20 protein-coding genes and 1 pseudogene are annotated in these 25,228 nt (G+C 69.5%); 10 read left to right on the forward strand and 11 right to left on the reverse strand.

The genetic code is table 11. The features are described from left to right. Positions 1 to 155 precede the first annotated feature (155 nt). The 7 genes and pseudogenes from VP06_RS00815 to arfB all read right to left on the reverse strand — a co-directional run bounded on the left by VP06_RS00815 (position 156) and on the right by arfB (position 6,434). Entirely contained in the window at positions 156 to 1,025 is an 870-nt protein-coding gene (locus tag VP06_RS00815; protein ID WP_048461931.1) for a hypothetical protein, read from the reverse strand. Positions 1,026 to 1,065: 40 nt separating this feature from the next. Next, positions 1,066 to 1,302 carry a hypothetical protein gene (locus VP06_RS00820; protein ID WP_048461932.1) on the reverse strand — a complete coding sequence of 79 codons (237 nt, stop codon included), beginning with the start codon at positions 1,300 to 1,302 and terminating at the stop codon, positions 1,066 to 1,068. Then, positions 1,299 to 1,604 (reverse strand): hypothetical protein, encoded by a 306-nt coding sequence (locus tag VP06_RS00825; RefSeq protein WP_048461933.1) that lies wholly within the window; start codon positions 1,602 to 1,604, stop codon positions 1,299 to 1,301. The genes VP06_RS00820 and VP06_RS00825 overlap by 4 nt, the downstream gene beginning before the upstream one ends. Before the next feature lie 118 nt (positions 1,605 to 1,722). After that, a pseudogene (locus tag VP06_RS00830) lies at positions 1,723 to 3,382 on the reverse strand (ISL3 family transposase). Between the two features lie 126 nt (positions 3,383 to 3,508). Then, complete coding sequence (locus VP06_RS00835; protein WP_048461934.1) at positions 3,509 to 5,188, reverse strand: methyl-accepting chemotaxis protein; 1,680 nt, start codon at positions 5,186 to 5,188, stop codon at positions 3,509 to 3,511. A 343-nt stretch (positions 5,189 to 5,531) separates the two neighbouring features. Then, positions 5,532 to 5,975: a transposase gene (locus VP06_RS00840; protein ID WP_082167080.1), complete on the reverse strand. Its 444-nt coding sequence runs from the start codon at positions 5,973 to 5,975 to the stop codon at positions 5,532 to 5,534. 33 nt (positions 5,976 to 6,008) lie between these two features. Further along, entirely contained in the window at positions 6,009 to 6,434 is a 426-nt protein-coding gene (arfB, locus tag VP06_RS00845; protein WP_048461935.1) for an alternative ribosome rescue aminoacyl-tRNA hydrolase ArfB, read from the reverse strand. 78 nt (positions 6,435 to 6,512) lie between these two features. Here arfB and VP06_RS00850 point away from each other — a divergent pair, with 78 nt between their 5' ends. Beyond that, positions 6,513 to 9,041, forward strand: a complete 2,529-nt coding sequence (locus VP06_RS00850; RefSeq protein WP_048461984.1) for a ligase-associated DNA damage response DEXH box helicase — start codon at positions 6,513 to 6,515, stop codon at positions 9,039 to 9,041. Between the two features lie 50 nt (positions 9,042 to 9,091). Continuing rightward, on the forward strand, positions 9,092 to 9,805 hold the full coding sequence (gene pdeM / locus VP06_RS00855; protein WP_048461985.1) for a ligase-associated DNA damage response endonuclease PdeM: 714 nt from the start codon (positions 9,092 to 9,094) through the stop codon (positions 9,803 to 9,805). Positions 9,806 to 10,106: 301 nt separating this feature from the next. On the opposite strand, the gene VP06_RS00860 is transcribed toward pdeM, so the two are convergent. From VP06_RS00860 to VP06_RS00875, 4 genes are all read right to left on the reverse strand, one after another. Further along, positions 10,107 to 10,544 carry a DUF3429 domain-containing protein gene (locus tag VP06_RS00860; protein WP_048461936.1) on the reverse strand — a complete coding sequence of 146 codons (438 nt, stop codon included), beginning with the start codon at positions 10,542 to 10,544 and terminating at the stop codon, positions 10,107 to 10,109. Then, positions 10,544 to 11,326 (reverse strand): TIGR02186 family protein, encoded by a 783-nt coding sequence (locus VP06_RS00865; RefSeq protein WP_082167082.1) that lies wholly within the window; start codon positions 11,324 to 11,326, stop codon positions 10,544 to 10,546. Before VP06_RS00865 ends, VP06_RS00860 begins: the two co-directional genes overlap by 1 nt. Continuing rightward, positions 11,326 to 12,249 (reverse strand): sulfite exporter TauE/SafE family protein, encoded by a 924-nt coding sequence (locus VP06_RS00870; RefSeq protein ID WP_048461937.1) that lies wholly within the window; start codon positions 12,247 to 12,249, stop codon positions 11,326 to 11,328. The genes VP06_RS00865 and VP06_RS00870 overlap by 1 nt, the downstream gene beginning before the upstream one ends. A 127-nt stretch (positions 12,250 to 12,376) precedes the next feature. Then, positions 12,377 to 15,937, reverse strand: a complete 3,561-nt coding sequence (locus VP06_RS00875) for an SEL1-like repeat protein (protein ID WP_048461938.1) — start codon at positions 15,935 to 15,937, stop codon at positions 12,377 to 12,379. Positions 15,938 to 16,506: 569 nt separating this feature from the next. On the opposite strand from VP06_RS00875, the gene VP06_RS00880 reads away from it, so the two are divergent. From VP06_RS00880 to VP06_RS00915, 8 genes are all read left to right on the forward strand, one after another. After that, complete coding sequence (locus tag VP06_RS00880) at positions 16,507 to 16,962, forward strand: MerR family transcriptional regulator (protein ID WP_048461939.1); 456 nt, start codon at positions 16,507 to 16,509, stop codon at positions 16,960 to 16,962. Between the two features lie 188 nt (positions 16,963 to 17,150). After that, positions 17,151 to 18,944 carry an acyl-CoA dehydrogenase C-terminal domain-containing protein gene (locus VP06_RS00885; protein WP_048461940.1) on the forward strand — a complete coding sequence of 598 codons (1,794 nt, stop codon included), beginning with the start codon at positions 17,151 to 17,153 and terminating at the stop codon, positions 18,942 to 18,944. A 30-nt stretch (positions 18,945 to 18,974) separates the two neighbouring features. Further along, positions 18,975 to 19,229 carry a hypothetical protein gene (locus tag VP06_RS00890; RefSeq protein WP_048461941.1) on the forward strand — a complete coding sequence of 85 codons (255 nt, stop codon included), beginning with the start codon at positions 18,975 to 18,977 and terminating at the stop codon, positions 19,227 to 19,229. A gap of 70 nt (positions 19,230 to 19,299) precedes the next feature. Beyond that, positions 19,300 to 20,508 (forward strand): acetyl-CoA C-acetyltransferase, encoded by a 1,209-nt coding sequence (locus VP06_RS00895; RefSeq protein WP_048461942.1) that lies wholly within the window; start codon positions 19,300 to 19,302, stop codon positions 20,506 to 20,508. A 2-nt stretch (positions 20,509 to 20,510) separates the two neighbouring features. Further along, positions 20,511 to 21,035 (forward strand): DUF2059 domain-containing protein, encoded by a 525-nt coding sequence (locus VP06_RS00900; protein ID WP_048461943.1) that lies wholly within the window; start codon positions 20,511 to 20,513, stop codon positions 21,033 to 21,035. 22 nt (positions 21,036 to 21,057) lie between these two features. Continuing rightward, positions 21,058 to 23,259 carry a 3-hydroxyacyl-CoA dehydrogenase NAD-binding domain-containing protein gene (locus VP06_RS00905; RefSeq protein ID WP_048461944.1) on the forward strand — a complete coding sequence of 734 codons (2,202 nt, stop codon included), beginning with the start codon at positions 21,058 to 21,060 and terminating at the stop codon, positions 23,257 to 23,259. 179 nt (positions 23,260 to 23,438) lie between these two features. Then, entirely contained in the window at positions 23,439 to 24,371 is a 933-nt protein-coding gene (locus tag VP06_RS00910) for a diacylglycerol/lipid kinase family protein (RefSeq protein ID WP_048461945.1), read from the forward strand. Beyond that, positions 24,368 to 25,213 carry a metallophosphoesterase family protein gene (locus tag VP06_RS00915; RefSeq protein ID WP_048461946.1) on the forward strand — a complete coding sequence of 282 codons (846 nt, stop codon included), beginning with the start codon at positions 24,368 to 24,370 and terminating at the stop codon, positions 25,211 to 25,213. Before VP06_RS00910 ends, VP06_RS00915 begins: the two co-directional genes overlap by 4 nt. Positions 25,214 to 25,228: the final 15 nt, after the last annotated feature.

A 25,228-nucleotide genomic window follows, 5' to 3' on the forward strand; every position in this document is an offset into this window, starting at 1 on the left:
CTTGAACGGAAAATGCTCTAGTGAGCGATGTCATGCGAGCGCTGTCGCATTAACAGACGATCCGCCCATGGGAACTTCCGAAAACCACCCATAGCAGCCTGTCTGATCACCACCAGGTGGAACGGGATGCGGCTTGTGCCAACCGAGGCGATGGCTCAAGGCGGGCCGAACAGCGGGTCTTCCGCTGGAAAGCGCCGGTTCAGCGCGTCTAGGCTGCCCGGCCGGATCGCTGCAAGCAGTAGCATCCCGTGACTGCCGTCCGCACAGACAACCTCCCGCGGATCGTCGGCGCGACGAAAATTTATGAGCGCCTCGCAAAGATCGGGTGGCGGATACTTCCAGAGGAAGTCGCACATGATCGTCTCGCGACGGCCATCGAGCGGGAAGGTGATCGAGGCTCTGCCTTGCGCACCCTCGCCCGGAAGCACGACGATCACGTCGTCCGGGCCAACGCCATGCCCAAGTGCCATCAGCACTGACGCCGTGATCTCAGCGAGCAGCGCCGTGTCGTACTCGGTGTGGCTTGGTACGAAGACGAGGCGGCGCGGTGCGAACAGGCCAAACTCCTGCAGGGTCGCGAGCGCGTAGAGTGCCTCGAATGAGCCGACTGGGCGCCCTGGATCAACGTGCTGTGCGGCGCGCCACAACAGCATGACATCGACCTCGCCGGGGGCGAGCGCGTCGGCCTCCACAAGGGCCTCAATCGTCGTCTTCAGGACGACCCGCTCCTCATTCGTTGGCTCGCCGGCTTGCGCAGCCGAGATAAGCTCCTCGGGAGCAACTGCCGTCGGAGCAAGCGCCGTCACGTCACCTCCGAACGGCTGGTCGACGGTCCAGCTACCTGGTTCGCTTGCTGCGGACATGCTGTCCTTCCAGAGAGCGAGGCACCCGAGCACGACGAAGGTAACGCTGGTCGCGAGGCAGGCCCATCCGACTGTATCGAGCGGGCGCATGAGGCCAACAACGAGCACGGCCAGCAAAGCGAAGAAGGCCGTTGCCAAGGAGAGTTCGCGCTTCGCCGTCACGTTCGGTTTCCACCCATTGTAGACGCAGGTGCGCACGACCTCAGGGGCTTGGAGACACGTTTTCGTCGTCCAGCCGCAGCGACCATACCAGTGCACCCTGATCGTCGGTGAGCCACACTAAATTGGTGTCGTCGCTGACCACGAAGTCCCCCTCGGCTAGGGCCGCACTCATCGCCTCGGAGGCACTAACGGCCTTGATGACCCGTTCCAGCGTGGCGTGATCTGTCACAAGGCCGTTCGGCTCGCGCCAGCCGCGATGCAGCCGGAACGTCCTCACTGATGATCCTCCTGGCCCCCCGACTCGCGCTCCTTGAACCGCTCATTCTTGCCGGACCTCTTGGGCGGCGGGGCATCCTGCTCATCGCCAGTTCGCTCGGTCAGCGCGAAGGCGTGCAGATGCTGGGCCTGCTCCGGGTCGTCATCGACACCATGGGTCAGCGCGTAGAATGCGGCGCGCACGATCTGCTTCTTCGTGGCGTTTGGATGCTGGTCACGGACCGCCGCAATCAGATCCTTCCGCTTCATGTCGGGCTTCGCCAGTTCACGTAACGTGGCCGCGAGGGCCTGGATGTCGGACATGGGATCCCTCGTCGGTGCTGGTGTCAGACGAGGGTCATAGGCGCTCAATCCTGGTCTGTCGCGGGAGGGTGGGATTGAGATTGCCCCGTTTCTGTGGTTCTTGCTCACTTTGCGTGGATCAGGCGGCCAGAACCATGCGGCGCTTCCGGAGATCGAGGCCTGCCCGTCCGTAGCACTGGCGCTTGATGAGCTTGAGCCGGTTGACCTGGCCTTCCGCCTGGCCGCTACTCCATGGCTCCATGAGAGCAGCCCGAACGGCAGCGATTGTCCGCCTCTAATCCCGAGGCGAACGTCGCACTCGCAGAAGCCTCACAGGTCCGGGCCTTCGTGATCCAAGCCTCGATGTCTGCAGCGGCGTCCTGATCATCGGCCAAGGGCTTGCTCTTCCCGGCGGCGCGCACGAGTGCGGTGAAGCGGCGGGCCAGTCCCGTGACGGCCCGCGCGGTGTCGTCCTGCTCGACGCGGCTCACCACAGCCGCTTCGCTCTCATCCAGCACCGAGGTCGGCTGCACGAGCAGCCACGCCAGCTGCCGTGCTGGCGGCAACGGGGCTTCCGATCCAGGCGGCTCCGAAGAGGAAGCCTTGGCACTGCGGGCCTTGCGGCCTGATCGGACCGGCCTCGTCCGGCGCTCGGCGACGAAGCGATGCACTTGCCGGCTCGTCCCTGGATAGCCCCGTTCCCGGATCTCGCGCCACAGGGCCATGGCGTTCTCGCAGCCCTCGTCGATCCGTCCCGCCAAGTATGCGACGTGCGGATCAAGCAGGCTCGGCCCGGCACCGTGAGGCAGCTGCGCCGGGAACGCTTCGGCGCTGGCATACTTGCGCACCGTCGCACGAGCCAGCCCCAGGGCACGGGCGATCGCGAGCAGGGGCTCCCCGCCGGCGTGCCGACGGCGGACCTCGTCGTAGATGGCCTGCCATCGCATCCGGCTCTGTGCGCCAGCTTCCAACTCCGTCGTAGAGCGGGCAAAGGCGCGGTCGCGCCTGGCGGGACGAGCGGTCGAGCCAGGGAGGAGCGGCAGGCTGCGCAACCGGGCATAGGCGCCGTGGAGCCAGCGTTCGACGGCTTGCCGCATGGTGGTGAGCAGGTGCCAGCGATCGGCGACCTGTTGCGCCTTGGGAGCGCCGAGGCTTGCGCCTCGGGCATACTCGGTCGAGCGATCCCGGGCGACGAGTTCGACGCCGGAGTGCCGTTCGAGCCAGCCGGCCACCGTGGGTGCCGTGCGATCCGGGAGGAGATCGACGACGCGGTGACGGTCGAGGTCGACGACGATCGTGCCGTAACGGCTGCCCTTCCTGATCGCCCAGTCGTCGATGCCGACCCGGATGGGAGCCGGCGCGTCGGGCATCGGCATGCGGGTGACGAGCCGCAGCACGGTCGCGCGGCTTGCCGGCATGTGGAGGTGCGCGAGAAGACGCGCGCCGCCTGCACCGCCACAGGCGAGGCCGACCCTGGCCTGCGCCTCGCCCAGTCGCCGCGTACGCCGGGCGTGCGGTGCGAGGAGGTCTGTAGGCGTCTCCGCGAAGGTGCGGCGTCGGCAGGTCGGGTTGAGGCCGGAGAACCGCCGCACCTCGATGCGGAGCTTGGTCTGCGATGTCGACAGTGGCAGATCGGAGGGATGGCGGTGGTAGCGGCTATGGACGGACCGGCTCGCCTGCCCGCACGCGGGGCAGCAGCCTGTGCCTGCGTCGAGTCGCACCGGGACGACGAGGTGATCGTCGTGTCGTTCGACGAGATGCGCAACGCGGCACTCGGAGATGGCGAAGGGAATGTTCATGCCTCCCACGATGGGGAGGCGGATCAGACCATCATCGGCCCGAGGCGATCCACCGCCATCCACCCAAAGTGAGCAAGAACCAAACGGGGCAATCCCAAGTAGGCGCCCCGCCCCAACGGCGGCCTCTCAGGCCGCCCGAACGGACTGGAGGAAACGGTGGACCTCGCTCGTGAGGTGCTCGGACTGACGGGAGAGTTCGGAGGCGGAGGCGAGCACCTGACTAGCCGCGGCGCCGGTATCCTCCGAAGCCTGGGCGACACCGGCGATGTTGCTCGTTACTTCGGCCGTGCCGGTGGCCGCCTGGGCAACGTTGCGCACGATCTCCTGCGTTGCAGCCCCCTGCTCCTCGACGGCAGAGGCGATGGTTGTGGTCACCGTGTTGATCTCGCGGATGCGTGCCGTGATCGAACCGATGGCTGAGACCGCCTGACCTGTGACCCCCTGGATGCGCCCGATGTGCCCACCGATCTCGTCAGTCGCCCGGGCGGTTTGGGAGGCGAGTTCCTTCACCTCGGCAGCGACGACCGCGAAGCCTCGGCCCGCCTCACCGGCGCGCGCCGCCTCGATGGTGGCGTTCAGGGCGAGCAGGTTGGTTTGTCCGGCGATCGAGGAGATAAGCCCGACCACGTCGCCGACCTTCGTGACGGCGGCGGTGAGTTCGTCGACGAGGCGGGCAGTGTGATCCGCCTCGCTGACCGCTGTATTGGCGAGAGAGGCCGAGCCCTGCACCTGCCGGGCGATCTCCTGCACCGAGGCGCCTAGCTCCTCGGAAGCTGCTGCCACGGTGCTCACGTTGGAGGCGGCCTCCTCGGCTGCGGCGGCGACGGTGGTGGACTGCGAGGCAGTCTCGGTGGCAGTCGCCGTCATCGTGGAGGCGGTCGCCTGCAACTCCGTCGCGGAGGCCGACACCATGCCGACAATGCCACCGATCGACTTCTCGAAGGCGTCGGCGAGTTCGACAGTGGCGCGACGCCGCTCGACCGTCGCGGCCTCCTCGGCAATGCGCTTGATCTCAGCTTGCTCGGCCGCCTTCTGGGCGACCAGCGCCTTGATACCCTCAACCGCCTTGCCGATCTGGCCGACCTCGTCGCGACGGGACGCTTCTTTGATGTCAGCATCGATGTCGCCGCCCGCCATACGTTGCAGGACCGAAACAAGCCTTTTGCTCGGGCGAACGATCCCGAGATAGGCGATGCCGAGCGCGAGACCCAGGGCCACGAGCAGCCCTAGCGCTGCCAGCGCGACTAAGACTTGGGTGGCGCTTTCCGCCTTCGCCTGCGCATCCATTTTCGCATTGGCCAGTTCGCGAGTCAGTACATCGATACGATCTTGTACAGCAACGCGAATTTTTTCTCGGGCAGTGCTGCCCTCACCGAGCAGGATCTTCGCTGCCGTTGCATCATCGCTTGCGAGCGCGGCCTTGTTCGACTGCGAGGCGACAGCGACATACTCCTCCATCGCCTGACGGATGTTCCCGACCGCAGCCTTACGCTCTGAAGTTGTCGCGAGTGCTAAGTTTTGGTCGATCGCTTCGAATGTCTCACGAACTGCAATCTCAAATCGTTTGCTAAATTTGTCGCGCTCCGATACACGGGGCTCAAGAATTGTGTTCCTGGCCTGCACCGCGGCTTCATTGACGCCGATACGGACTGACAGGACATTCCTTAGGCGGGTTGCCTGAACGTCGACGATTTCTTGAGTTCGGCCGTTGAGTTCGTCGAACGTTGTATGCGCCTTGTAAACGATGCCTGACGCAACCGTGGCCACAATCACCAGTGGGATCCCGATTTTGGTGATGATCCTCATATCGGATAAGCGCAGCACGTTCAGTTCCTCCGAGAAACGGGGCGTTCACGCACACAGGACCACAATGGAAAAGGTGCGCCAACACTTGGGGATTTGGTGCTCGTCTGTAAAAAATTAGTTTAATGGCGCCGTTTAACGGGTTATACTAATTGCGAGCGTTAGCGCTTGGGCCTAGTCCAGTGGGATTATTGTGGCAGCCTCACTCCGCAAAACGGTCTAATTCATTCGGCTCGTCAGCGGGCGAGAGCTTCTCAGACCCGATCACAGGTTTCGAGTGGGTCGCGCCGCCCGCTCACTGTCTTAGAGCATTTTCCGTTCAAGTAGAAATAGCAGAGCTTTCATCTCAGTCTGCATCGTAGCCGGCTGCTGCGATGATGCGGCGGCACTCGCGTGGCTTAAAGCAGCGCAAGATGCGCTGGATGGTCCGGTGTAGAGCGTCTTCGCTGCGCGCGGCCGCTTTGCGCAGCAACTCCTTGATCTTGGCAAAGACCTGCTCGAGCGGATTGAAGTCGGGCGAATAGGCTGGAACGTACAGGATCCGCGCTCCCACCGCGGCAACTGCCTCGCGCACCCCCGCTACCTTGTGGGCTTGGAGGTTGTCCAGGATCAGCGTGTCGCCTGGGCGCAATGTCGGCGCCAACTCCTCCCGCACGCAGGTCAGGAACGCCGCTCCGGTCATCGCGCCGCGGCGCAGGTGCGGTGCCACCAGACCGTCGCTGCGCAAGCCCAGCACCAGCGTCGTGCCGTGTCGTGTGACCTCACGAATAATTGTCGATGCAATCGTCATGGGATCGGCGAACGATGCAGTTGCCCGCGTCGCTCAGTCCATTCCAGGCTTGCCGCCCCGGAGTTTCTTGACGTCCCCACGCCGGCCCTTCTCCTCCAGCCGTCTCTTCTTCGATGCCAGCGTCGGGCGGGTCGGGCGGCGCGGGGTCGGGGGCACCGCGGCCTCGCGGACGAGGTCGGCCAGGCGCTCCCGCGCCTCGGCGCGGTTGCGCTCCTGGGTGCGGTGGGTCTGCGCGGTGATCACCAGGACGCCCTCCGCCGTGAGCCGCCGACCGGCGAGCTTCATCAGGCGGATCGCCACGGCGTTCGGCAGCGAGGGCGAGCGGCGGACGTCGAAGCGCAACTGGACGGCGCTCGAGACCTTGTTGACGTTCTGGCCGCCCGGGCCGGAGGCGCGCACGAAGCTTTCCTCCAGTTCGGATTCGTCGAGGGTGATCCAGGGCGTGCATTCGAGACCCACGGCTGGCTCTCCCGAGAAAAAGCTGGCGAGACGACGTTCGGCGGCGCCGGCATCCCACGAAACGGTCGCGTGCGCTACATCGGGGGCGTGCCGAAGAAACGCTCCCCCGGGTCATCCTCCGAGACCGCCGCCCTCCCCGCCGCCTTCGCGGCCTGGTTCGCCGGGCGCGGCTGGGCGCCGCGGCCGCACCAGCTCGCCCTGCTGGCGGCGGCGCAGGCCGGACGCTCGGCCCTGCTGGTGGCCCCGACCGGGGCCGGCAAGACCCTGGCGGGATTCCTGCCGACCCTGGTCGATCTGGCCGAGGCGGATGGCAAGGGCGGGTTGCACACCCTCTACATCTCGCCGCTCAAGGCGCTCGCGGTCGACATCGCCCGCAACCTCGACGCACCGGTCGCCGGGATCGGGCTGGAGCAAAGAATCCGGATCGAGACCCGCACGGGCGACACACCGTCGCACAAGCGCAGCCGCCAGGTCGCGCGCCCGCCGCACATCCTGCTGACCACGCCCGAGCAGCTGGCGCTGCTCATCGCCCATCGCGAGGCGGCGGACCTCTTTCGCGGCCTCAAGCGCGTGGTGCTCGACGAGCTGCATGCGCTCGTCACCTCGAAGCGCGGCGACCTCCTGAGCCTGGCCCTCGCCCGGCTGCACCGCCTGGCGCCGGGCCTCGCCACGGCCGGCCTGTCGGCGACGGTGCGCGAGCCCGATGCGCTGCGCCGCTACCTGGTGCCGCAGGTCCCGGAAGCGGCGATGGCCGACCTCATCACCGTCGAGGGCGGAGCGCGGGCCGACCTGCGCATGCTCGAGACCGGCCGCACCCTGCCGCTCGCCGGGCACACGGCGCATACGTCGATGCCGGCGGTCTACGACCTGATCCGGCGGCACAAGCTGGTGCTGGTCTTCGTCAACACCCGGCTCCAGGCCGAATACACGTTCCAGGAACTCTGGAATCTCAACGACGACGGCTTGCCGATCGCCCTCCATCACGGCTCCCTCGACGCGACCCAGCGCCGGAAGGTCGAGGCGGCGATGGCGGCGGGGTTGCTCCGCGCCGTGGTCTGCACCGCGACCCTCGATCTCGGCATCGACTGGGGCGACGTCGACCTCGTGATCAATATCGGCGCCCCGAAGGGCGCGAGCCGGATCATGCAGCGGATCGGCCGCGCCAACCACCGCATGGACGAGCCGTCGAAGGCGTATCTCGTCCCGGCCAACCGCTTCGAGATGCTGGAATGCCGCGCCGCCCTCGATGCCGTGGAGGAGGCGGCGCAGGACACGCCCGATCCGCGCCTCGGCGCCCTCGACGTACTGGCCCAGCACGTGCTCGGCATGGCCTGCGCCGGCCCGTTCTCCGAGGACGATCTCTACGACGAGGTGCGGGCCGCCTCCCCCTATGCCGACCTGACGCGGGACGATTTTCTGCTCGTCCTCGATTACGTCGCGACCGGCGGCTATGCGCTCCGGGCCTATGAGCGCTTCGCCAAGATCCTGCGCGGGCCGGACGGGCTGTGGCGGGTGCGCGACGCCCGGACCGCTCAAGCATACCGGATGAATGTCGGCACGATCATCGAGTCGACCACCGTCAAGGTCCGGCTCGCCCGGCGCAACCGGGCCAAGCCCGGCAGCGTGCTGCCGGCGGGCGGGCGCGTGCTCGGCGAGATCGAGGAGGATTTCGCCGAGACGCTGACGGTCGGCGACACCTTCCTGTTCGCCGGCGAGATCCTGCGTTTCGAGAGCCTGCACGAGGACGAGGCGCTGGTCACCCGCGGCCCTCCCGGCACCGATCCGGCGATCCCGAGCTATGGCGGCTCGAAATTCCCGCTCTCGACCTTCCTGGCCGCCCGGGTGCGGGCGCTGATCGCCGATCCGGTCGCGTGGGACCGGCTGCCGGCGCAGGTCGCCGACTACCTGGCCCAGCAGCGCCGCCGCTCCGTGCTGCCCGGCCCCCGCGACCTCCTGGTCGAGACCTTCCCGCGCGCCAACCGGTATTACCTCGCGTGCTTCCCATTCGAGGGGCGGCTCGCCCACCAGACCCTCGGGATGCTGCTGACCCGGCGGCTGGAGCGGGCCGGCATGCGGCCCTTGGGGTTTGCCGCCAACGATTACGGTTTGGCGGTGTTCGGCACCCGCGACCTGTCGGAACGCATCGCCCGCGAGCCCGCCTTCCTCGACGGGCTGTTCGCCGAGGACATGCTGGGCGACGACCTGGAGGAATGGCTCGACGAGTCCGCGATGATGAAGCGCACCTTCCGGCAATGCGCGGTGATCGCCGGGCTGATCGAGCGCCGTCATCCGGGCCAGCGCAAGACAGGGCGGCAAGTGACGATCTCGACCGACCTGATCTACGACGTGCTGCGCAAGCACCAGCCCGGCCACCTGCTGCTGCGGGCGGCGCGGCAGGATGCGGCAACCGGACTCCTCGACGTGGCCCGCCTCGGTGTGATGCTTGCGCGGATCCAGGGGCGAATCATCCACAAGGCCCTCGACCGGGTCTCGCCGCTCGCCGTGAACGTGATGCTCGAGATCGGGCGCGAGCGTGTCTACGGCGAGGGGGCGGACGAGATCCTGGCCGAGGCCGAGGCGGCTTTGCTCGGCGAGGCGCTGGCGTGACACAGACGAGACCGGAGGCCGCCCCGCTCCGGCACAGGAAGACGATCATCGTGGCCGTGTCGCTGAAGCTCGAGAAGACCCCCAAGACCCCGGGCGTGACGCTCGCGGGCGAAACCCTCGTCCTCGACCTCAGCGGCGCCCTGTGGCTGCCCGAGCACCGGACGCTCGTGGTCTCCGACCTGCACCTGGAGAAGGGCTCGGCCTATGCGGCCCGCTCGGGCCAGTTCCTGCCACCCTACGACACCCGCGAGACCCTGGCCTGCCTGCACGAGGCGCTGGCCCGGCTCGATCCGGCCCGGGTCGTGTGCCTCGGCGATTCCTTCCACGACGCCCAAGGGCCCGCCCGCCTCGACGTGGCCGACCGCGCCCTGATCGCCACCCTCCAGGAGGGCCGTGACTGGGTCTGGATCTCCGGCAACCACGACCGGGCGGTTCAGGACGGCATCGGCGGCCGTTTCGCCGACACCCTGACGGTCGGCGCTCTGACGCTCCGGCACGAACCCGCCGACGCGCCCGAGACCGGGGAGGTGGCCGGCCACTACCACCCGGTCGGCAAGGTGGCGATGCGCGGCCGTGCCGTGCGCCGGCGCTGCTTCGTTCTCGATGCGACGCGCCTGGTGATGCCGGCCTTCGGTGCGCTCACCGGCGGGCTCAACGTGCGCTCGGACAGGTTCGACACGCTCTTCCCCGGCGGGTTCACGGCTCACCTGATCGGGGATGGGCGGGTTTTTGCGATCAGCCGGACGATGCTGACGCGGGAATGAACAGCAATCGTCGAAGTCTACGGCGTATGCACGTCGAGCGGGGTCCTCTCTCCCGTTTGGGAAAGGGATGAGGGTGGCTTGGATTAAGCTCTCAGAGAAGACGTGTGGATCCGATCGCTCATACCCTCGGCCCAAGATGCTGACGCATCGGGCCGATGAACCATCTCAAATTTTCGATACTAAGCCAAAGGCTTAGCAAAAATCGGAGAACGGAACCAAAGGTCGTTTTCAACGACCGTTGGTTTCACACGTGAGCGGGGCGCCTTCGGCATGCCCTGATCCGGCGATTGCCAAATGAATGTTAAACAGTCCCCCAAAACCCAGCCGCCAGCAAGGTTAGCCCCGCCACTCCCGACAGGACCAGCCGCAACCGCCCGAGCCACGCCGGCACCAGCCCACGCCGCGGCAGGTCCTGGTCGACGAGGCCCCAGGCGAGGACCAGGGCGCCAAGGACCCGCAGGTCCCAGGGCGCGGGCGCGAACAGGGCCGCCCAGGCGATGAGCGATGGAATGACCGACACGCCATAATCGGCCCCCCGCCCCTCGGGCGAGGCGGCGGCCGCGCCCCAGCGCAGGCCGCCGAGGAACGAGGCGATCACGGCGCCGTAAGCCGCAAGCAGCGGGCGCGGCGCCAGCCCTGCGAGCGGCTGGCCCAGAATCACCAGGGCGCTCAAGCCTAAGAACGGGATCAGGCCCGCGCCGCCGAGGACCAGGGCGGCGGGAAGCGTGGTGCGGGGCATCAGTCTCTCCGGAAGATCACGCTGGCGAGCCAGCCGGAGATGAGTGCGAGCGCGCCGACGGCAAGCCCATAGGCCAGCGACCACTCGCGGGCGAACGTCGCGAGGCTCTGCTCGACGCCCGATTTGACGAGGTCGAACCGCGCCTCGTGCCGCGCCAGGGGCACGCCGCCGGCGAGCAGCAGCACCTCGACGTCGTAGGCGCCGACCGGCGCGGTGGCCGGGAGCGGTGCGGTGCTGCGGAAGACCGAGGGCGACAGGAACCGCACCCCCGCCTCGCTCTCGGTGAACAGGCGCTCGCGCCGGCGCAGGCGCAGCAGGGCCTCGCGGAAGGGGTCGTCCGGCGCCGGTGCAGCGAGAGTCATGTCGGGGGCCGCGACGATGGCCTTGAGGCCGAGACGCAGGCGGCGGCGCGTCGCCTCGTCGGCGATCTCGGACAGCGGGCGCGAGGACAGGACCGCCAGGAAGCTCGGCACCTCGGCGAATTTCTGCTGGGCGCGATTGATCCAGACCGGTCCCATGGCCGCCTTCTCGCGCACCGTCAGGGCCTGGCGCGGGCCGCGGATCGTCACGACCACGTCATAGCCCCCCGAGCGCGCGCCGGCCTGCCCGTCGCGCTCGATGGCGCCGAACACCGCCACCGAGGTGCCGGTATAGGTCGAGGTGACCGCGAGGCGGTTGAAGGACAGGCTGACCACCAGGGATTCCGCCGAGGCCGGACTGATGGCGAGGAAGCCCAGAATGACGGCGAGGAAGCCCAGAATGACCGCGAGGCGCACGCGCATCAGCGCGTCTCCTGGACCACGATCGAGAACGGCTCCTCGGGGCGCAGCATCAGCTCGACCGCGAAGCGCAGGCCCACCGCCAGGACCAGGATGGCGAGGAGGAACCGAAAATACTCCGAGCGCAAGTTGCGCCCGGCCCGCGCGCCGAACTGCGCCCCGAACACGCCCCCGACGATCAGGATCACCGCCAGCACGATATCGACCGCCTGGTTCTGCACCGCGTGCAGCACCAGCGCGACGAAGCTGGTGCACAGAATCTGGAACTGCGAGGTCCCGACGACCACGCCGGTCGGCACTCGCATCAGGTAGAGCAAAGCCGGGACCAGGATGAAGCCGCCGCCGATGCCCAGCACCGCCCCGACGAAGCCCACGAACAGGGCGAGGCCGAGGATCGGGATCACGCTCGCATAGAGGCGGGAGCGCGGAAAGCGCATCCGCAGCGGCCAGGCCATGTAGGCGGCATGGTCGCCGCCGAGCCGCGGCGGGCGGGGCCGGCCGCGATGCCGCGCCCAGGTGCTGCGGACGCTCTCGGCCAGCATCAGCCCGCCCACCACCGTGAACAGGGTGACGTAGGCGACCGTGATGACGAGATCGAGCTGACCGGCCCGCCGCATCGCGGCGAAGAACCAGACGCCGAGGCTGGTGCCGACGAAGCCGCCGAGGACCAGGACGACGCCGAGCCGCAGGTCGAGGGCGTTGCGCCGGAACGCCGCCAGGACGCTGGTGGCCGAGGAAGCGACGATCGGGGCAGTCTGGGTCGCGACGGCAACCGCCGGGGGGATCCCCATGACGATCAGGATCGGCGTCATCAGGAAGCCGCCGCCGATGCCGAACAGCCCCGACACGAAGCCGACCGCCGCGCCGAGCCCGATCAGGACCAGGACGCTGACCGGCATCTCGGCAATCGGAAGGTAGATCTGCAACGACGGGACGGTCCGGGACGGCGGGGTCCCCGATCTAGACCATGTTTGCCCGCCGAGGGAAACCGCGACGCGGACGGGCGCGGACCGTCTCCGATCCGCGCCCGTCGATGTGCCGAGGTGCCGGCGATCACACCTTGCCGGTGCTGCGGCCGACGCTGAGGGGCGGCGGCGCTCCGATCAGCGACATGGCGCCCGGATTCGCCGCGGTCTCGACGCGGGCCGGCGGCGGATCGTTCACCGTCGGGTCGGACGTCTTCGGCTTCCAGGCGTCGGCGGCACTGCGGGCCACAGCCAGATCCTTCGGCGTCAGCTTGCCCGCCACCTCGTCGCGCTTGCGGCCGGCATCGTCGTCGCCCTGGGCCGCGGCGGCGGCGAACCAGCCATACGCCTGGGGCAGGTCCTGGGTGACGCCGAGCCCGCGGGCGAGCAGCACCGCGAGGTTGTACTGGCTGTCGCGCACCCCGTACTCGGCGGCCTTGCGGAACCAGGTCGCCGCGGAGGTATAGTCGGGCTTGCCGCCGGCGGCGCCGGATTCCGCCAGCATCACCGCGAGGTTGTGCATCGCCCGGACATGGCCCTGCATCGCCGCGCGGCCATACCAGAGCCGTGCCTTCTCCTGGTCGCGGACGAGGCCGAGGCCCTTCTCGTACTGGCTGCCGAGGCGGTACTGCGCCGGGGCGTAGCCGGCCCCGGCCAGACGGTCGAACAGCTTGGCGGCAAGCGCGGTGTCCCGCGGCAGGCCGCGACCGTCGACGGAGCGGCTGGCCAGCTCGTAGATCGCAGAGCCGTCACCGTCGAGCGCCGCCTGGCGCAGGGACGAGGCTCCGGCCGGGACACCGGCGAGGTCGTGGCTGAGCGACGCCATGTCGCTCACCCGCGGCAGTCCCGGCTTGGCCGCGAGCGTGGGCTTGGCCGCAAGGGCGGGCTTGGCCGCTTCCGCACCCGTCTCCGCTCCCTTCTGGGGGGCGGCCTCGGGCTTGGCGGGCGCTGGCTTCGCATCCACGGACTTCGCGTCCGCGGCCCTGGTGTCCGCGCTTTTCGCGTCGGACGCCTTCGTGTCAGGCCCTTTCGTCTCGGCGACCTTGGCATCCGGCGCCGATGCGGCGGGCGCGGCGACCGAGGGCGTGCTCCTGGGCAGGGCGCGCGCGCCGGTGGCCTGGGTCGTTGCCGGGTCGACCGGTGCCGTCGCCTCGTGGGAGACCGCCGCCGGTGCGGTCCCGCGCGAGCCGGCCCCCTGGAGGGCCTGCAAGGTCCCGAGTGCGAGCACGATCGCCGCGATGCCGAGGAGCAGCGGCCGGCGGCGGCGCTCGATTGCGGCCCGCAGCCGCTCGACCAGGCTGCCCTTGGCCTCGCCGCTGCGCTCGACGATGGACGGGGACTGGCTCGCGCCGGCGGCCTCGGCCGCGGCGGCCTGGGCCGCGCGGCGCGCTGCCGCGATGAAGCTCGCCTTGATGTCGCCTGCGGGCATCTCCGCATCGGGCATGTCCGGGGCCGGCATCTTCGGCGCGGGCATCCTCGGGGCGGTCTTGGCCTCGCCCTGCTTCGGGTGCGGACGGACGGCGCCGGGCTCGATCATCTCGTCCGCCGGGCTCGGCGGAGCGGCGCGGAGCGCCTCCGGACGCCGGGCCGCGCGCGGCTCCGCGACCGGAGCCTGAGACGGGGCGGTGGTTTCGCGCAGGGAGTCGCGCAGCGGGCGCGCGGCGCGCGGGGCCGCCACCGTGGCGGCCGGGGGAACCGCCTCGCTGCGGCGCTCGCCGTCGAGAAGGGCAAGCCGGGACACCAGCTGCTCGAGGGCGGAATGCACCCCCTCCATCGTGGCCTGGAGCCGCTTGTCGGCGGCGGCCTGCTGCGCCTGCATGTCGGCCAGCACCGCCTGGAGGCCGCCGAGGCCGTCGGACACCGCCGCGCCCTTGGTCTCGGCCCCGATCGAATCGGCGACGCTGCGGGCGGCGCGCTCCGCCGCGGCCTGGATCGGCGCCTCGTCGCGCAGCAGCGCGACCTGGGCCAGGAGATCGCCCATGGTGCGCTCCAGGCCCGCCAGGGCCGGGTCGCTGCCGCGGGTGTCGATGCGGCCGGCGAGCGCCAGGACCTGCCGCTCGAGGCCGTCCAGGGCCTCGCTGCCCGCGCCCTGACCGACCCGGTCGAGCTTGTCGGCGAGGCTGCGCAGCATGCCGTGGATCGACGCGAGGTCGCTGCTCGGCAGCGCCGGCTGACGCAGGGCATCGCCGATCTGCTCCAGGCGATCCATCACGTCGCCCACGGTGCTCACCGCCGCGACCTGATCGACCTTGGCCGAGAGCGCGTCGATCCGGCCGAGGATGGCGCCGGTCGCGTTCGGCTGCTCGCGGCGCTCGGCGCGCAGGTCGTCGAGCTTGCGGTCGAGATCGGCGATGCCCTGGGCCAGGGCCGGCGCGTCGGCGGCCGGGGCGCGCACCCCCTCGCGGATCTCCTCCAGAAGAGGCCGCAGCTCCTTCATCAAGGCGGGGCTGTCGAGCATGCTGCTGCCGAGCCGGGCCACGGTCTCCGTCAGCTCGTCGACCGAGCGGGCCAGGCTCTGCACCCGGGCCGGCTCGGCGAGCGCCGAGAGGCGGCCGCGGATCTCGTCGAGTTCGCCGAACAGCTTGGCGATGGCGTCGCGGTCGGCGAGCCCGGTCCGGTCGGCGCCCAGCGCCCCGTCGACCTGTTGCGCCAGGCGCTCGACGTCCTGGGCCACCCGGGCATGCACGTTGGCGGCGACATCCTCGGCGAGGCGGCCGACCTGGACCCGCATCAGGTCGATCGGCCCCGCCACGGCGACGAGGTCGGCCGGCTCGCGAGCCCGCTGCACCTCGTCTGCGAGGGTGCGGACCGCCTGTTCGAGGGTCCCGACATCGCCGCTCGTGGCGAGGGTACCAATCGAGTCGCGCAGGCGCGAGGTCTCGGCCTGAAGGCCGGCGATCGCCGGGGAGAGCTTGTCGGCGGCGGCTTCGGTCGTCTCCATCACCCGGGCGAGATCCCGCCGCAGGCCGTCGACCAGGATCTCCTGGTCCTCCACGGATGGGCCGTCGTCGAGCTGCTGCTGGCGCTGGCGGATCTCCGCCACCGCGGCGGCAAGGCTGTTGGGGGCCGGGCGACCGCGCCGGCCCGCCGGCCGCGAGGCGGTCTCCCGCGGCGCATTGTCGGCAAGGCGCGCCTCGATGCCGTGCACGGCCTTGGCGACGGCCTCGTCGGTGGCGTCGCGGCTTGCGCTGATGCGTTCGTCGATCGCGTCCAGGCGCCGGCCGATCGCCGCCACCGCCTCGATCAGCCGGGGGTCGTCGGCCGGAGGGATGGCGGGCAGGACGGGCTGGCCCAGGGCCGCCGGGATCGCCGCGGCCTGAGCCGGATCGGCCTGGGGCGGTGCAGGGTCGGGGGCGTGGTCGACGCCGTGGGACCGCCCGTGACGCGAACGCTGCGGCCGCGATTCCTGCGGCCATGCCCGGTCCGCGCGCCGGGACTCGGCCAGGTCGGTTCCCGGGAACACGTCCTGCCGCATGCGCCGGGAGCCCGATGATCGGCGGGACTGGCGCACGCCGGCGCGGGCCGAGCCCTCACTGATGGCCTCGGCGAGCCACTCGTCGACCGACAACCCGGCGCGGCGTGCCGCCTCGCGGGCGGCATCACGCAACTCCGGGTCGAAGGCATCGAGGGTTGGAGCGGTCCGTCTCATAGCGGGCTCTGCGCAAGGGGCCTGAGGATCTCGCGGATAGGCGCCGGCTCGTCACCGGCAGGAACCTGGCGCCCTGCTCGATCCTGAAGATCCGGTCAGTGGCAGCAGCCTTGAAGGTTCCTGACGGCACTTTCGATCCGCACGGTAAACAAGCAGTTAAGCATCGACCTGACGTCGGTGTGAGGATGGGTTGGGGGCGGCAGGGTCGCACGGCTTCGCCTCTTTAGCGTCGCGCGCGACGCGCGCGTGCGACGCGCGCGAGGCAACGGCACAGGCTTGTTCGTTGCACGCGCAACCCCATCATGGTCAATTTTTGCTCACAACTTCCGAGTGACTTTTCGGCGCCAAGAACCGCATCCTGAGCCGTTCTTGGCGTTTTCCGGCCCTGTAACGGTAATGTGATTTCCGATGCAAGTCATTGAGATTTATGATTTTTTACCGTAAGTAACACACGCTCAAGTTGACGTTACCTTTCCCTTAGGTAGGTCATTTGACCTTCTTTGTGTCACAGAGGGGCCCGAGTGGCGCCGCTGGTTGGACGATCGCGTCTCTGAACGGGGGAAACGGCTATGGCTCATGATCGGCAGACCGAGAGCAGCAGGGGGGCACCCGCTCGCTCCGGCGGGTCCGGTTCGCGCACCGGCCGGCCGGCCGGCCGCTCGGCCACTCCGGCGACGCTCACCATCGGCGACCTCGCCGAGGAGTTCGGCGTGACGCTGCGGGCGCTGCGCTTCTACGAGGCGAAGGGCCTGCTGCATCCGCAGCGCCGCGGCACGACCCGGCTCTACACCGAGGACGACCGCTCGCGCCTCGCCACGATCCTGCGCGGCAAGGAGCTGGGCTTCACCCTGCGCGAGATCGCCGCGATGGTCGATGGCGACGAACTGGCCGAAGCCGGGGCGACCCTCGCCCTGTCCCCGGCCCAGGTCGCCGAGCAGATCACCCATCTGGAGAACCAGAAGGCGGAGATCGAGCGGGCCCTCGAGGCGCTGCGGGGCTACGGCAAGCCGGTGACGAGCGCCTGACGGGGCACGACACGGACCGGGCGGCGCCCTGCGGGGGCGGGCGCCGCCAGGATCGAATCGTCAACCCTTTCACCCGTGAAACCCGGCCGCGCGCCGGCTGCCCCTTGCCGTTCCGCACCCAGATAGTTTACATATGAACTATCTCGCCGCGGGAGTTGCCGCGGACCAAACGTGGGAGCGGGGGAAACATGCCGAGCTACAAGGCGCCGGTGGAGGACGTGCTGTTCCTCCTCAACGACGTGTTCGGATTCGCGCGCTACAGCAACCTGCCCGGCTTCGCCGAGGCGACGCCCGACGTGGTCGAGGCGGTGATCGCCGAAGGCGCGAAGCTCTGCGAGGAGGTGCTGGCCCCTCTCAACCGGGTCGGCGACACCGAGGGCTGTACCCGCCATCCGGATGGCCGCGTGACGACGCCGAAGGGCTTCAAGGCCGGCTATGATGCCTATGCGGGCGGCGGCTGGATGGGCCTGTCGATGCCGACCGAGTATGGCGGCCAGGGCCTGCCCCACACCCTCAACAGCGTGATGCAGGAATTCGTCTCCGGCGCCAACATCGCGCTCGGGATGTATCCGGGCCTGACCCAGGGCGCCATGGCCGCTCTCCTGGTGCACGGCTCCGAGGAGCAGAAGCAAACCTATCTCCCGAAGATGATCGAGGGCACCTGGACCGGGACGATGAACCTGACCGAGCCGCATTGCGGCACGGATCTCGGCCTGCTCAAGACAAAGGCCGTCCCGAACGGCGACGGCTCCTACGCACTGACCGGCACCAAGATCTTCATCTCGGCCGGCGAGCACGACCTGTCGGAGAACATCGTCCATCTGGTGCTCGCCCGGATCGAGGGTGCGCCGGCCGGCACCAAGGGCATCTCGCTCTTCGTGGTGCCGAAATTCCTGGTCGGGCCCGACGGTGCGCTTGGCGCCCGCAACGGGGTGTCGTGCGGCGCCATCGAGCACAAGATGGGCATCCACGGCAACGCCACCTGCGTGATGAACTACGACGGCGCCACCGGCTGGCTCGTCGGCGAGGCCAATCGCGGCCTCAACGCGATGTTCGTGATGATGAACGAGGCCCGCCTCGCGGTCGGCATCCAGGGCCTCGGCCAGTCCGAGGTCGCCTACCAGAACGCCGTGGCCTATGCCCGCGACCGGCTCCAGGGCCGGGCGCTGACCGGCGCCAAGGCGCCCGAGAAGCCCGCCGACCCGATCATCGTCCACCCGGACGTGCGCCGGACGCTCCTGACCATCCGCGCCTTCAACGAGGCGGCCCGGGCCCTCGTCATCTGGACCGCGCTCCAGGCCGACATCGCCCACCGCTCCGAGGACCCGGCCGCCCGCCAGGCGGCGGAGGACCATATGGGCCTCCTCACCCCGGTGGTGAAGGGCGTGCTGACCGACCGGGGTTTCGCCAACGCGGTCGACGCCCAGCAGATGTTCGGGGGCCATGGCTACATCGAGGAATGGGGGATGTCGCAGTTCGTGCGCGACGCCCGCATCGCCCAGATCTACGAGGGCGCCAACGGCATCCAGGCGATGGACCTCGTCGGCCGCAAGCTGCCGCGCGACGGCGGCCGGGCGATGATGCGGTTCCTCGCCGAGGTCGAAGGCTTCTGCAAGGAGAACGCCGAGGACGAGACGCTCAAGGCGTTCTGCGCGCCCCTGATGAAGAGCCTCGGCCATCTCCAGCAGGCGACGATGTGGCTGATGCAGAACGCCATGGCCAAGCCCGACAATGCCGGCGCCGCTGCGACCGACTACATGCACCTGATGGGCCTCGTCGCCCTGGGCTACATGTGGGGCCGGATCGCCAAGGCGACGGCCGAGAAGAAGACATCCGGCGAGGGCATCGCCGAGCGCCTCGACGCGCGTCTCGCCACCGGCCGCTTCTACGTCGAGCGCGTGCTGCCGGAGACTGGTACGCGGCTGGCCCGGATCTCGGCCGGGTCGGACGCCGTCATGGCAGTGCCGGCGGAGCTGTTCTAGGCTCCGACCCGTACCCACGGAGCCACCCCGATGGCCGAACTCGAGAACCTGGTCCTCGAACATCTCCGCGCCATCCGCGGGTCGATCGAACCGCTCGACCGCAAGGTCGAGCGGCTGGAAGCCAAGGTCGAGAGTCGGTTCGACCACGTCGAAGCCCGCATCGACGAGCTTGATACCCGCGTGACCGGCCTGACCCACGCGGTCGTGGCCGCCTTCGGGGCCCTCGGCCATCGCCTCGACGACCACGAGCGCCGCATCGCCCGCATCGACGCGGAGCGCGCCTGACCGGCGCGCTCCCCCTCCCCGGCGCCCTCCCCTCGGGAGCCGCCGCACGACACCTCCGGGAAGACGCCCCATGCCCGACGCCTACATCTACGACCACGTCCGCACCCCCCGCGGCCGCGGCAAGCCCGACGGCTCGCTGCACGAGGTGACGGCGCTTCGCCTCGCCGAAACCGCCTTGCGTGCCCTCAAGGACCGCAACGCCCTCGACACGACGCTCGTCGACGACGTCATCCTCGGCTGCGTCGATCCGGTCGGCGAGGCCGGCGGCGACATCGCGCGGGCTGCCGCCCTCGTGGCCGATTACGGCAACCACGTGCCGGGCGTGCAGATCAACCGGTTCTGCGCCTCCGGCCTCGACGCGGTGAACTTCGCCGCCGCCCAGGTGATGAGCGGCCAGCACGACATGGCGGTCGGCGGCGGCGTCGAATCGATGAGCCGCATCGGCATCGGCGCCTCCGGCGGCGCCTGGCCGGTCGATCCGGCCATTGCCATCAAGTCGTACTTCATGCCCCAGGGCGTCTCGGCCGACCTGATCGCCACCAAGTACGGCTTCACCCGCGACGAGTGCGACGCTTATGCCGTCGAGTCGCAGAAGCGCGCCGCCCGCTCCTGGGAGGACGGCCGTTTCAAGCAATCGGTCGTGCCGGTGCGCGACGTCAACGGCCTGACGCTCCTCGACCATGACGAGCACCGGCGCCCGAGCACCGACATGCAGTCGCTGGCGAGCCTGAAGCCCTCCTTCGTCCAGATGGGCCAGATGGGCGGTTTCGATGCCGTCGCCATCGACGCGCATCCGGATGTCGAGGCGGTGGAGCACGTCCATCATGCCGGCAATTCCTCGGGCATCGTCGACGGCGCCGCCGCGGTGCTGATCGGCTCGCACGCTGCCGGCGCGAAGGCGGGCCTGAAGCCCCGTGCCCGCATCCGGGCCTTCGCCAATATCGGCTCGGACCCGGCCCTGATGCTGACCGGCCCTGTCGACGTCACCCGCAAGGTGCTCGCGCGCGCCGGGCTGAGCGTCAGTGACATCGACCTGTTCGAGGTCAACGAGGCGTTCGCCGCGGTGGTGCTCCGGTTCCTCCAGGCTTTCGACGTCGATCCGGCCAAGGTCAACGTCAATGGCGGCGCCATCGCGCTCGGCCATCCGCTCGGCGCCACGGGCGCGATGATCCTCGGCACCGTGCTCGACGAGCTGGAGCGCACCGGCAAGCAGACGGCGCTCGTCACGCTGTGCATCGGCGCCGGCATGGGTACCGCCACCATCATCGAGCGGGTGTGAGCATGATGCGTCCCCTCCCCCGCCTCGTCGCAGGGCTCGCCCTCGGCCTCGTGCTGGCCGGCGCCGCCCGGGCCGACGACGAGCGCCTGACCCTCGCCCGCGACATCGTCACCAAGACCGTCGCCCGCAACCTGACGCAGGCGTTCAAGCAGGCCGAGGAGAAGACCCTCGCCTCGCTGAGCGCCGAGCAGGCCGGCAAGATGCGACCGGAACTCGACAAGACCTTCGCGCAGGAGCGCGACACCCTCGTCGACGGCCTGTCGAAGGAATACGCCCAGAAGTTCGATGCGGCCGAGCTGAAGCGGCTGGCGGGAATCTACGACGATCCTGTCTACCAGAAGTTCCAGGCGCTCAACGCCGATCCGACCTCGATGGTCACCACGATCACCAAGGACGCGGTGACCAGGATGATGAACCTGCTCTCGCTGGCGGCGATGTCGCAGCAGGGCAACGGCCAGACGCCGCCGCAAGGCGTGCCGGCACCGACGCCGGCGCCTGCCCCCGCCCCGGCCCCGGCCAAGCCGTAATCGATCTCACGAGGCCCTCACCATGAACCTCACGAATTTCCGCTTCGAGACCGATGCCGACGGCGTGGCGCTCGCCACCTGGGACATGCCCGGCCGCTCGATGAACGTCGTCACCCCGGAGGTGATGGACGAGCTGAACCAGATCATCGACGCCGTGGTGGCGGATGCCGCCATCAACGGCTGCGTGATCGCCTCGGGTAAAGACACCTTCTCGGGCGGCGCCGACCTGACCATGCTGCAAGGGCTCGGCGCCGCCTATGCGCGGCTCGCCCGCGAGCGCGGCGAGGAGGAGGCGATGACCTTCTTCTTCGAGGAATCGCGCCGGCTCACCCTGCTCTACCGCAAGCTCGAGACCTGCGGGAAGCCGTTCGCGGCGGCCGTGCACGGCACCTGCCTCGGCGGCGCCTTCGAGCTGGCGCTCGCCTGCCACCACCGGATCCTGTCCGACGACGACAAGACCCGGGTCGGCCTTCCCGAGATCAAGGTCGGGCTGTTTCCGGGCGCCGGCGGCACCCAGCGCGTCGCCCGCCTGATGCAGACCGGCGATGCCCTCCAGATGCTGTTCAAGGGCGAGCAGATCCGCCCGCTCATGGCCCGCAACATGGGCCTCGTCCACGCCGTCGCGCCGCGCGGCGACATCGTCGCGAAGGCGCGTGAATGGATCAAGGCCGGCGGCTCGGCCGTGGCTCCTTGGGACCAGCCGAAATTCAAGGCGCCATCGGGCAAGGTCTATTCGCCCGCCGGCATGATGACCTGGCCGCCAGCCAACGCCATCTACCGCCGCGAGACCCACGACAACTATCCGGCCGCCAAGGCGATCCTGCACGCCGTCTACGAGGGCCTGCAACTGCCGATGGACCTGGCGCTCAAGGTCGAGAGCCGGTACTTCGCCAAGATCCTGCGCTCGCCGGAAGCGGCGGCGATGATCCGCACCCTGTTCCTGTCGATGGGCGAGCTGAACAAGGGCGCAAGGCGGCCCAAAGGCGTCGGCGCCGTGCCGTTGAAGAAGGTCGGCGTCGTCGGCGCCGGCTTCATGGGGGCGGGCATCGCCTATGTCTCGGCCCAGGCCGGGCTCGAGGTGGTGCTGGTCGACCAGTCCGCTGAAGCGGCCGAGAAGGGCAAGGCTTACGCGCACAAGCTGGTCTCCGACCAGATCATGAAAGGCCGCGCCAAGACCGCCGACCGCGAGGCGCTCCTCGCGCGCATCACCGCGACCGGTGATTACGCGGCGCTCGCCGGATGCGACCTCGTCGTCGAGGCGGTGTTCGAGGACCCGAAGGTCAAGGCCGAGGTGATCGCCAAGGTCGAGGCGGTGATCGGGCCGGATGCGATCTTCGCCTCCAACACCTCGACCCTGCCGATCAGCGGGCTCGCCAAGTCGTCGTCGCGTCCTGAGCAGTTCATCGGCATCCACTTCTTCTCGCCGGTCGAGAAGATGATGCTGGTCGAGATCATCATGGGCAAGGCGACGGGCGAGCGCGCGCTGGCCGTTGCCCTCGACTATGTGCGGGCGATCAAGAAGACTCCGATCGTGGTCAACGACGCCCGTGGCTTCTTCGCCAACCGCTGCGTCGGCGCCTATATCCTGGAAGGCCACCTGATGCTGGCCGAAGGGATACCGGCCGCGATGATCGAGAATGCCGGGCGTCAGGCCGGCATGCCGGTCGGCCCGCTCTCGCTCAACGACGAGGTCGGCGTCGACCTCGCCCTCAAGATCGTGAAGGCGACCAAGGCTCAGGTCGGCGAGGCGGCGGTGAACCCGGTTCAGGAGAAGGTCCTCACCGCCCTCGTCGAGGGCGAGGGCCGGCTCGGCCGCAAGAACCGCAAGGGCTTCTACGACTACCCCGAGCAAGGTTCGAAGAAGCTCTGGCCGGGCCTGCGCGACCTCCAGGAGACGAGGCTCGACCCGGATGCGGTGGATTTTTCGGAGGTGAAGCAGCGCCTCCTCGTCACCCAGGCGCTGGAAGCGGCCCGTACATTCGGCGAAGGCGTGGTCACCGACCCGCGCGAGGCCGATGTCGGCTCGATCCTCGGCTTCGGCTTCGCGCCGTTCACCGGGGGCGCCCTGTCCTACATCGACGGCATGGGCGCGGCGCGGTTCGTGGAGCTGTGCCGCAGGTTGGAGGCCAAGCACGGCGCCCGCTTCGCCGCACCGGCGACGCTGGTGGCGATGGCCGAGACGGGCGGGACTTTCTACGGCGAGGCGGCCAGGCAGGCCGCGTGAAGACAGGGTCGATCCGATTGTCTGATCTCACCCCACCCTCGACCTCAGGATGAGGTCGAGGGTGGGGTGAAACGGGCCTCAGATCAGCGCCGACGTGAGATCGTCCGGTTCTGCCATCTGCCTGAGATGCAGGGCCGGCATCCTCCCCGGGCGGCACCCTCGCCGCCCGGGGCAACCGCGTGACGAATCAGAACAGTGAAGCGCCCACCCGCCGGGTCGTGCTGGTGGCGAATGTCGCGGCGGGCTCCCTGGTCGATGGCGGCTTGACCCCGGAGGCCCTGCGGGAGCGCCTGGAATCGGCGGGACTGGAGGTTGTGGCCGAGCCGCGCCCCGATGCCCCCCTGCCCGAGCGGCTGGCGGCGGCAGCGGAGGCGCCCGGCATCGACGCCGTGGCCGTCGCGGGCGGCGACGGGACCCTGGCCTGCGCCGCGCAGGCGCTCACCGGCCAGGACATCCCCCTCGGCATCCTGCCGCTCGGCACCATGAACCTGCTCGCCAAGGATCTCGGAGTTCCGGTCGACCTCGACGCCGCCATCGCGGTGCTGGCGCAGGGCCATGTGCGGGCGATCGATGCCGGCGAGGTCAACGGGCATGTCTTCCTGATCAACTCGGTGCTGGGCATGCCGGCCCGGATGGCGCGCCACCGCGAGGCGAAGCGGGGCCGGATGGGACTCCTCGACATGGTCCGCATGGCCGCCGGGCTCCTGCGCCATCTCGGCCGCTATCCGCGGGACCGGGCTTTGCTCACCCTCGGGGGCGAGACCCGGCGGGTGCGTTTCCGAACGCTCGCCGTCGTCTGCGGCGACTATCGGGAAGGCGTGGGGCAGGTTCTGTCCCGGGCGGGCGTCGACGGCGGGCACTTCACGCTCTACCTCGTCGAGACCCTGTCGGCGGCGCGGCTCGTGCGGCTCGGGCTCGGCTTCGCAATCGGCGAGTGGCGCCGCCTGCCCGAGCTGGAGCGGCACGAGACCGATGCCCTGACCCTTGATGCCCGCGGCCGCGCCGTGCGGGTGATGAATGACGGAGAGGTCGTGCTGATCGCCCCACCCCTGCGCTATCGCCTCCGCCCCGGCTCCCTGCGGGTCCTCGTGCCGGCGGAGAATCCCCGATGAAGCGGATCGCCCATATCTCGGACCTGCATTTCGGCCGCACCGACCCGGCAGTGGTCGAAGGGCTGGTGGCGGAGCTGACCCGCGACCGCCCTGACCTCATCATCATCTCGGGCGACTTCACCATGCGCGCCCGCACCCGGGAATACCTCGACGCCAAAGCCTTCCTCGACCGGCTGCCGCATCCCTGGATCGCCGTGCCGGGCAACCACGACATCTCGCCGTTCCGGCTCTGGCAGCGCTTCTTCCATCCGTTCCGGCGCTACAAGCGCTACGTCGCGCCCGAGACCGAGCCGGTCTTCCAGGACGACGAGATCGCGGTGATCTGCCTCAACACCGTGCGGACCTGGGCGCCGGAGACCGATTGGTCGCAGGGCAAGATCACCCACGCACAGATCCGGCGCACCGAGGCGAAGCTCGACGCCCTGCCGCCGGGACTGTTTCGCATCGTGGTCGGCCACCATCCGTTCATGCCGCCGCCTTGGGACGAGGAGGCGCGCCTGGTCGGGCGGGCCGACGAGGCGCTCGACGCCTTTCAGCGCCACGGCGTCGGTCTGACGCTGGCGGGCCATCTCCACCGCGGCTATGCCCGCTTCGCCGAGCCGACGCCGGACGGCCCGAAGGCCGAGATCGACCGGCCGGAGGCCAAGGCGACCGGCCGGCGGCTGCTCGCGGTCCAGGCCGGCTCCGCCACCTCGACCCGCCTGCGCGGCAACGAGCCCAACGCCTATAACCGGATCACCGTGGAGAACGGCGTCGCCACCGTTCAGGTGCGGCTGTGGACCGGCCAGGAGTGGTGCGACGCGGCGGAATCGGGCGCGGCGCGGTGCGCGGCGGAGGAGTGATCCGAACCGGGGTGT

This window comes from Methylobacterium aquaticum (assembly GCF_001043915.1).
GTDB lineage: Bacteria > Pseudomonadota > Alphaproteobacteria > Rhizobiales > Beijerinckiaceae > Methylobacterium > Methylobacterium aquaticum.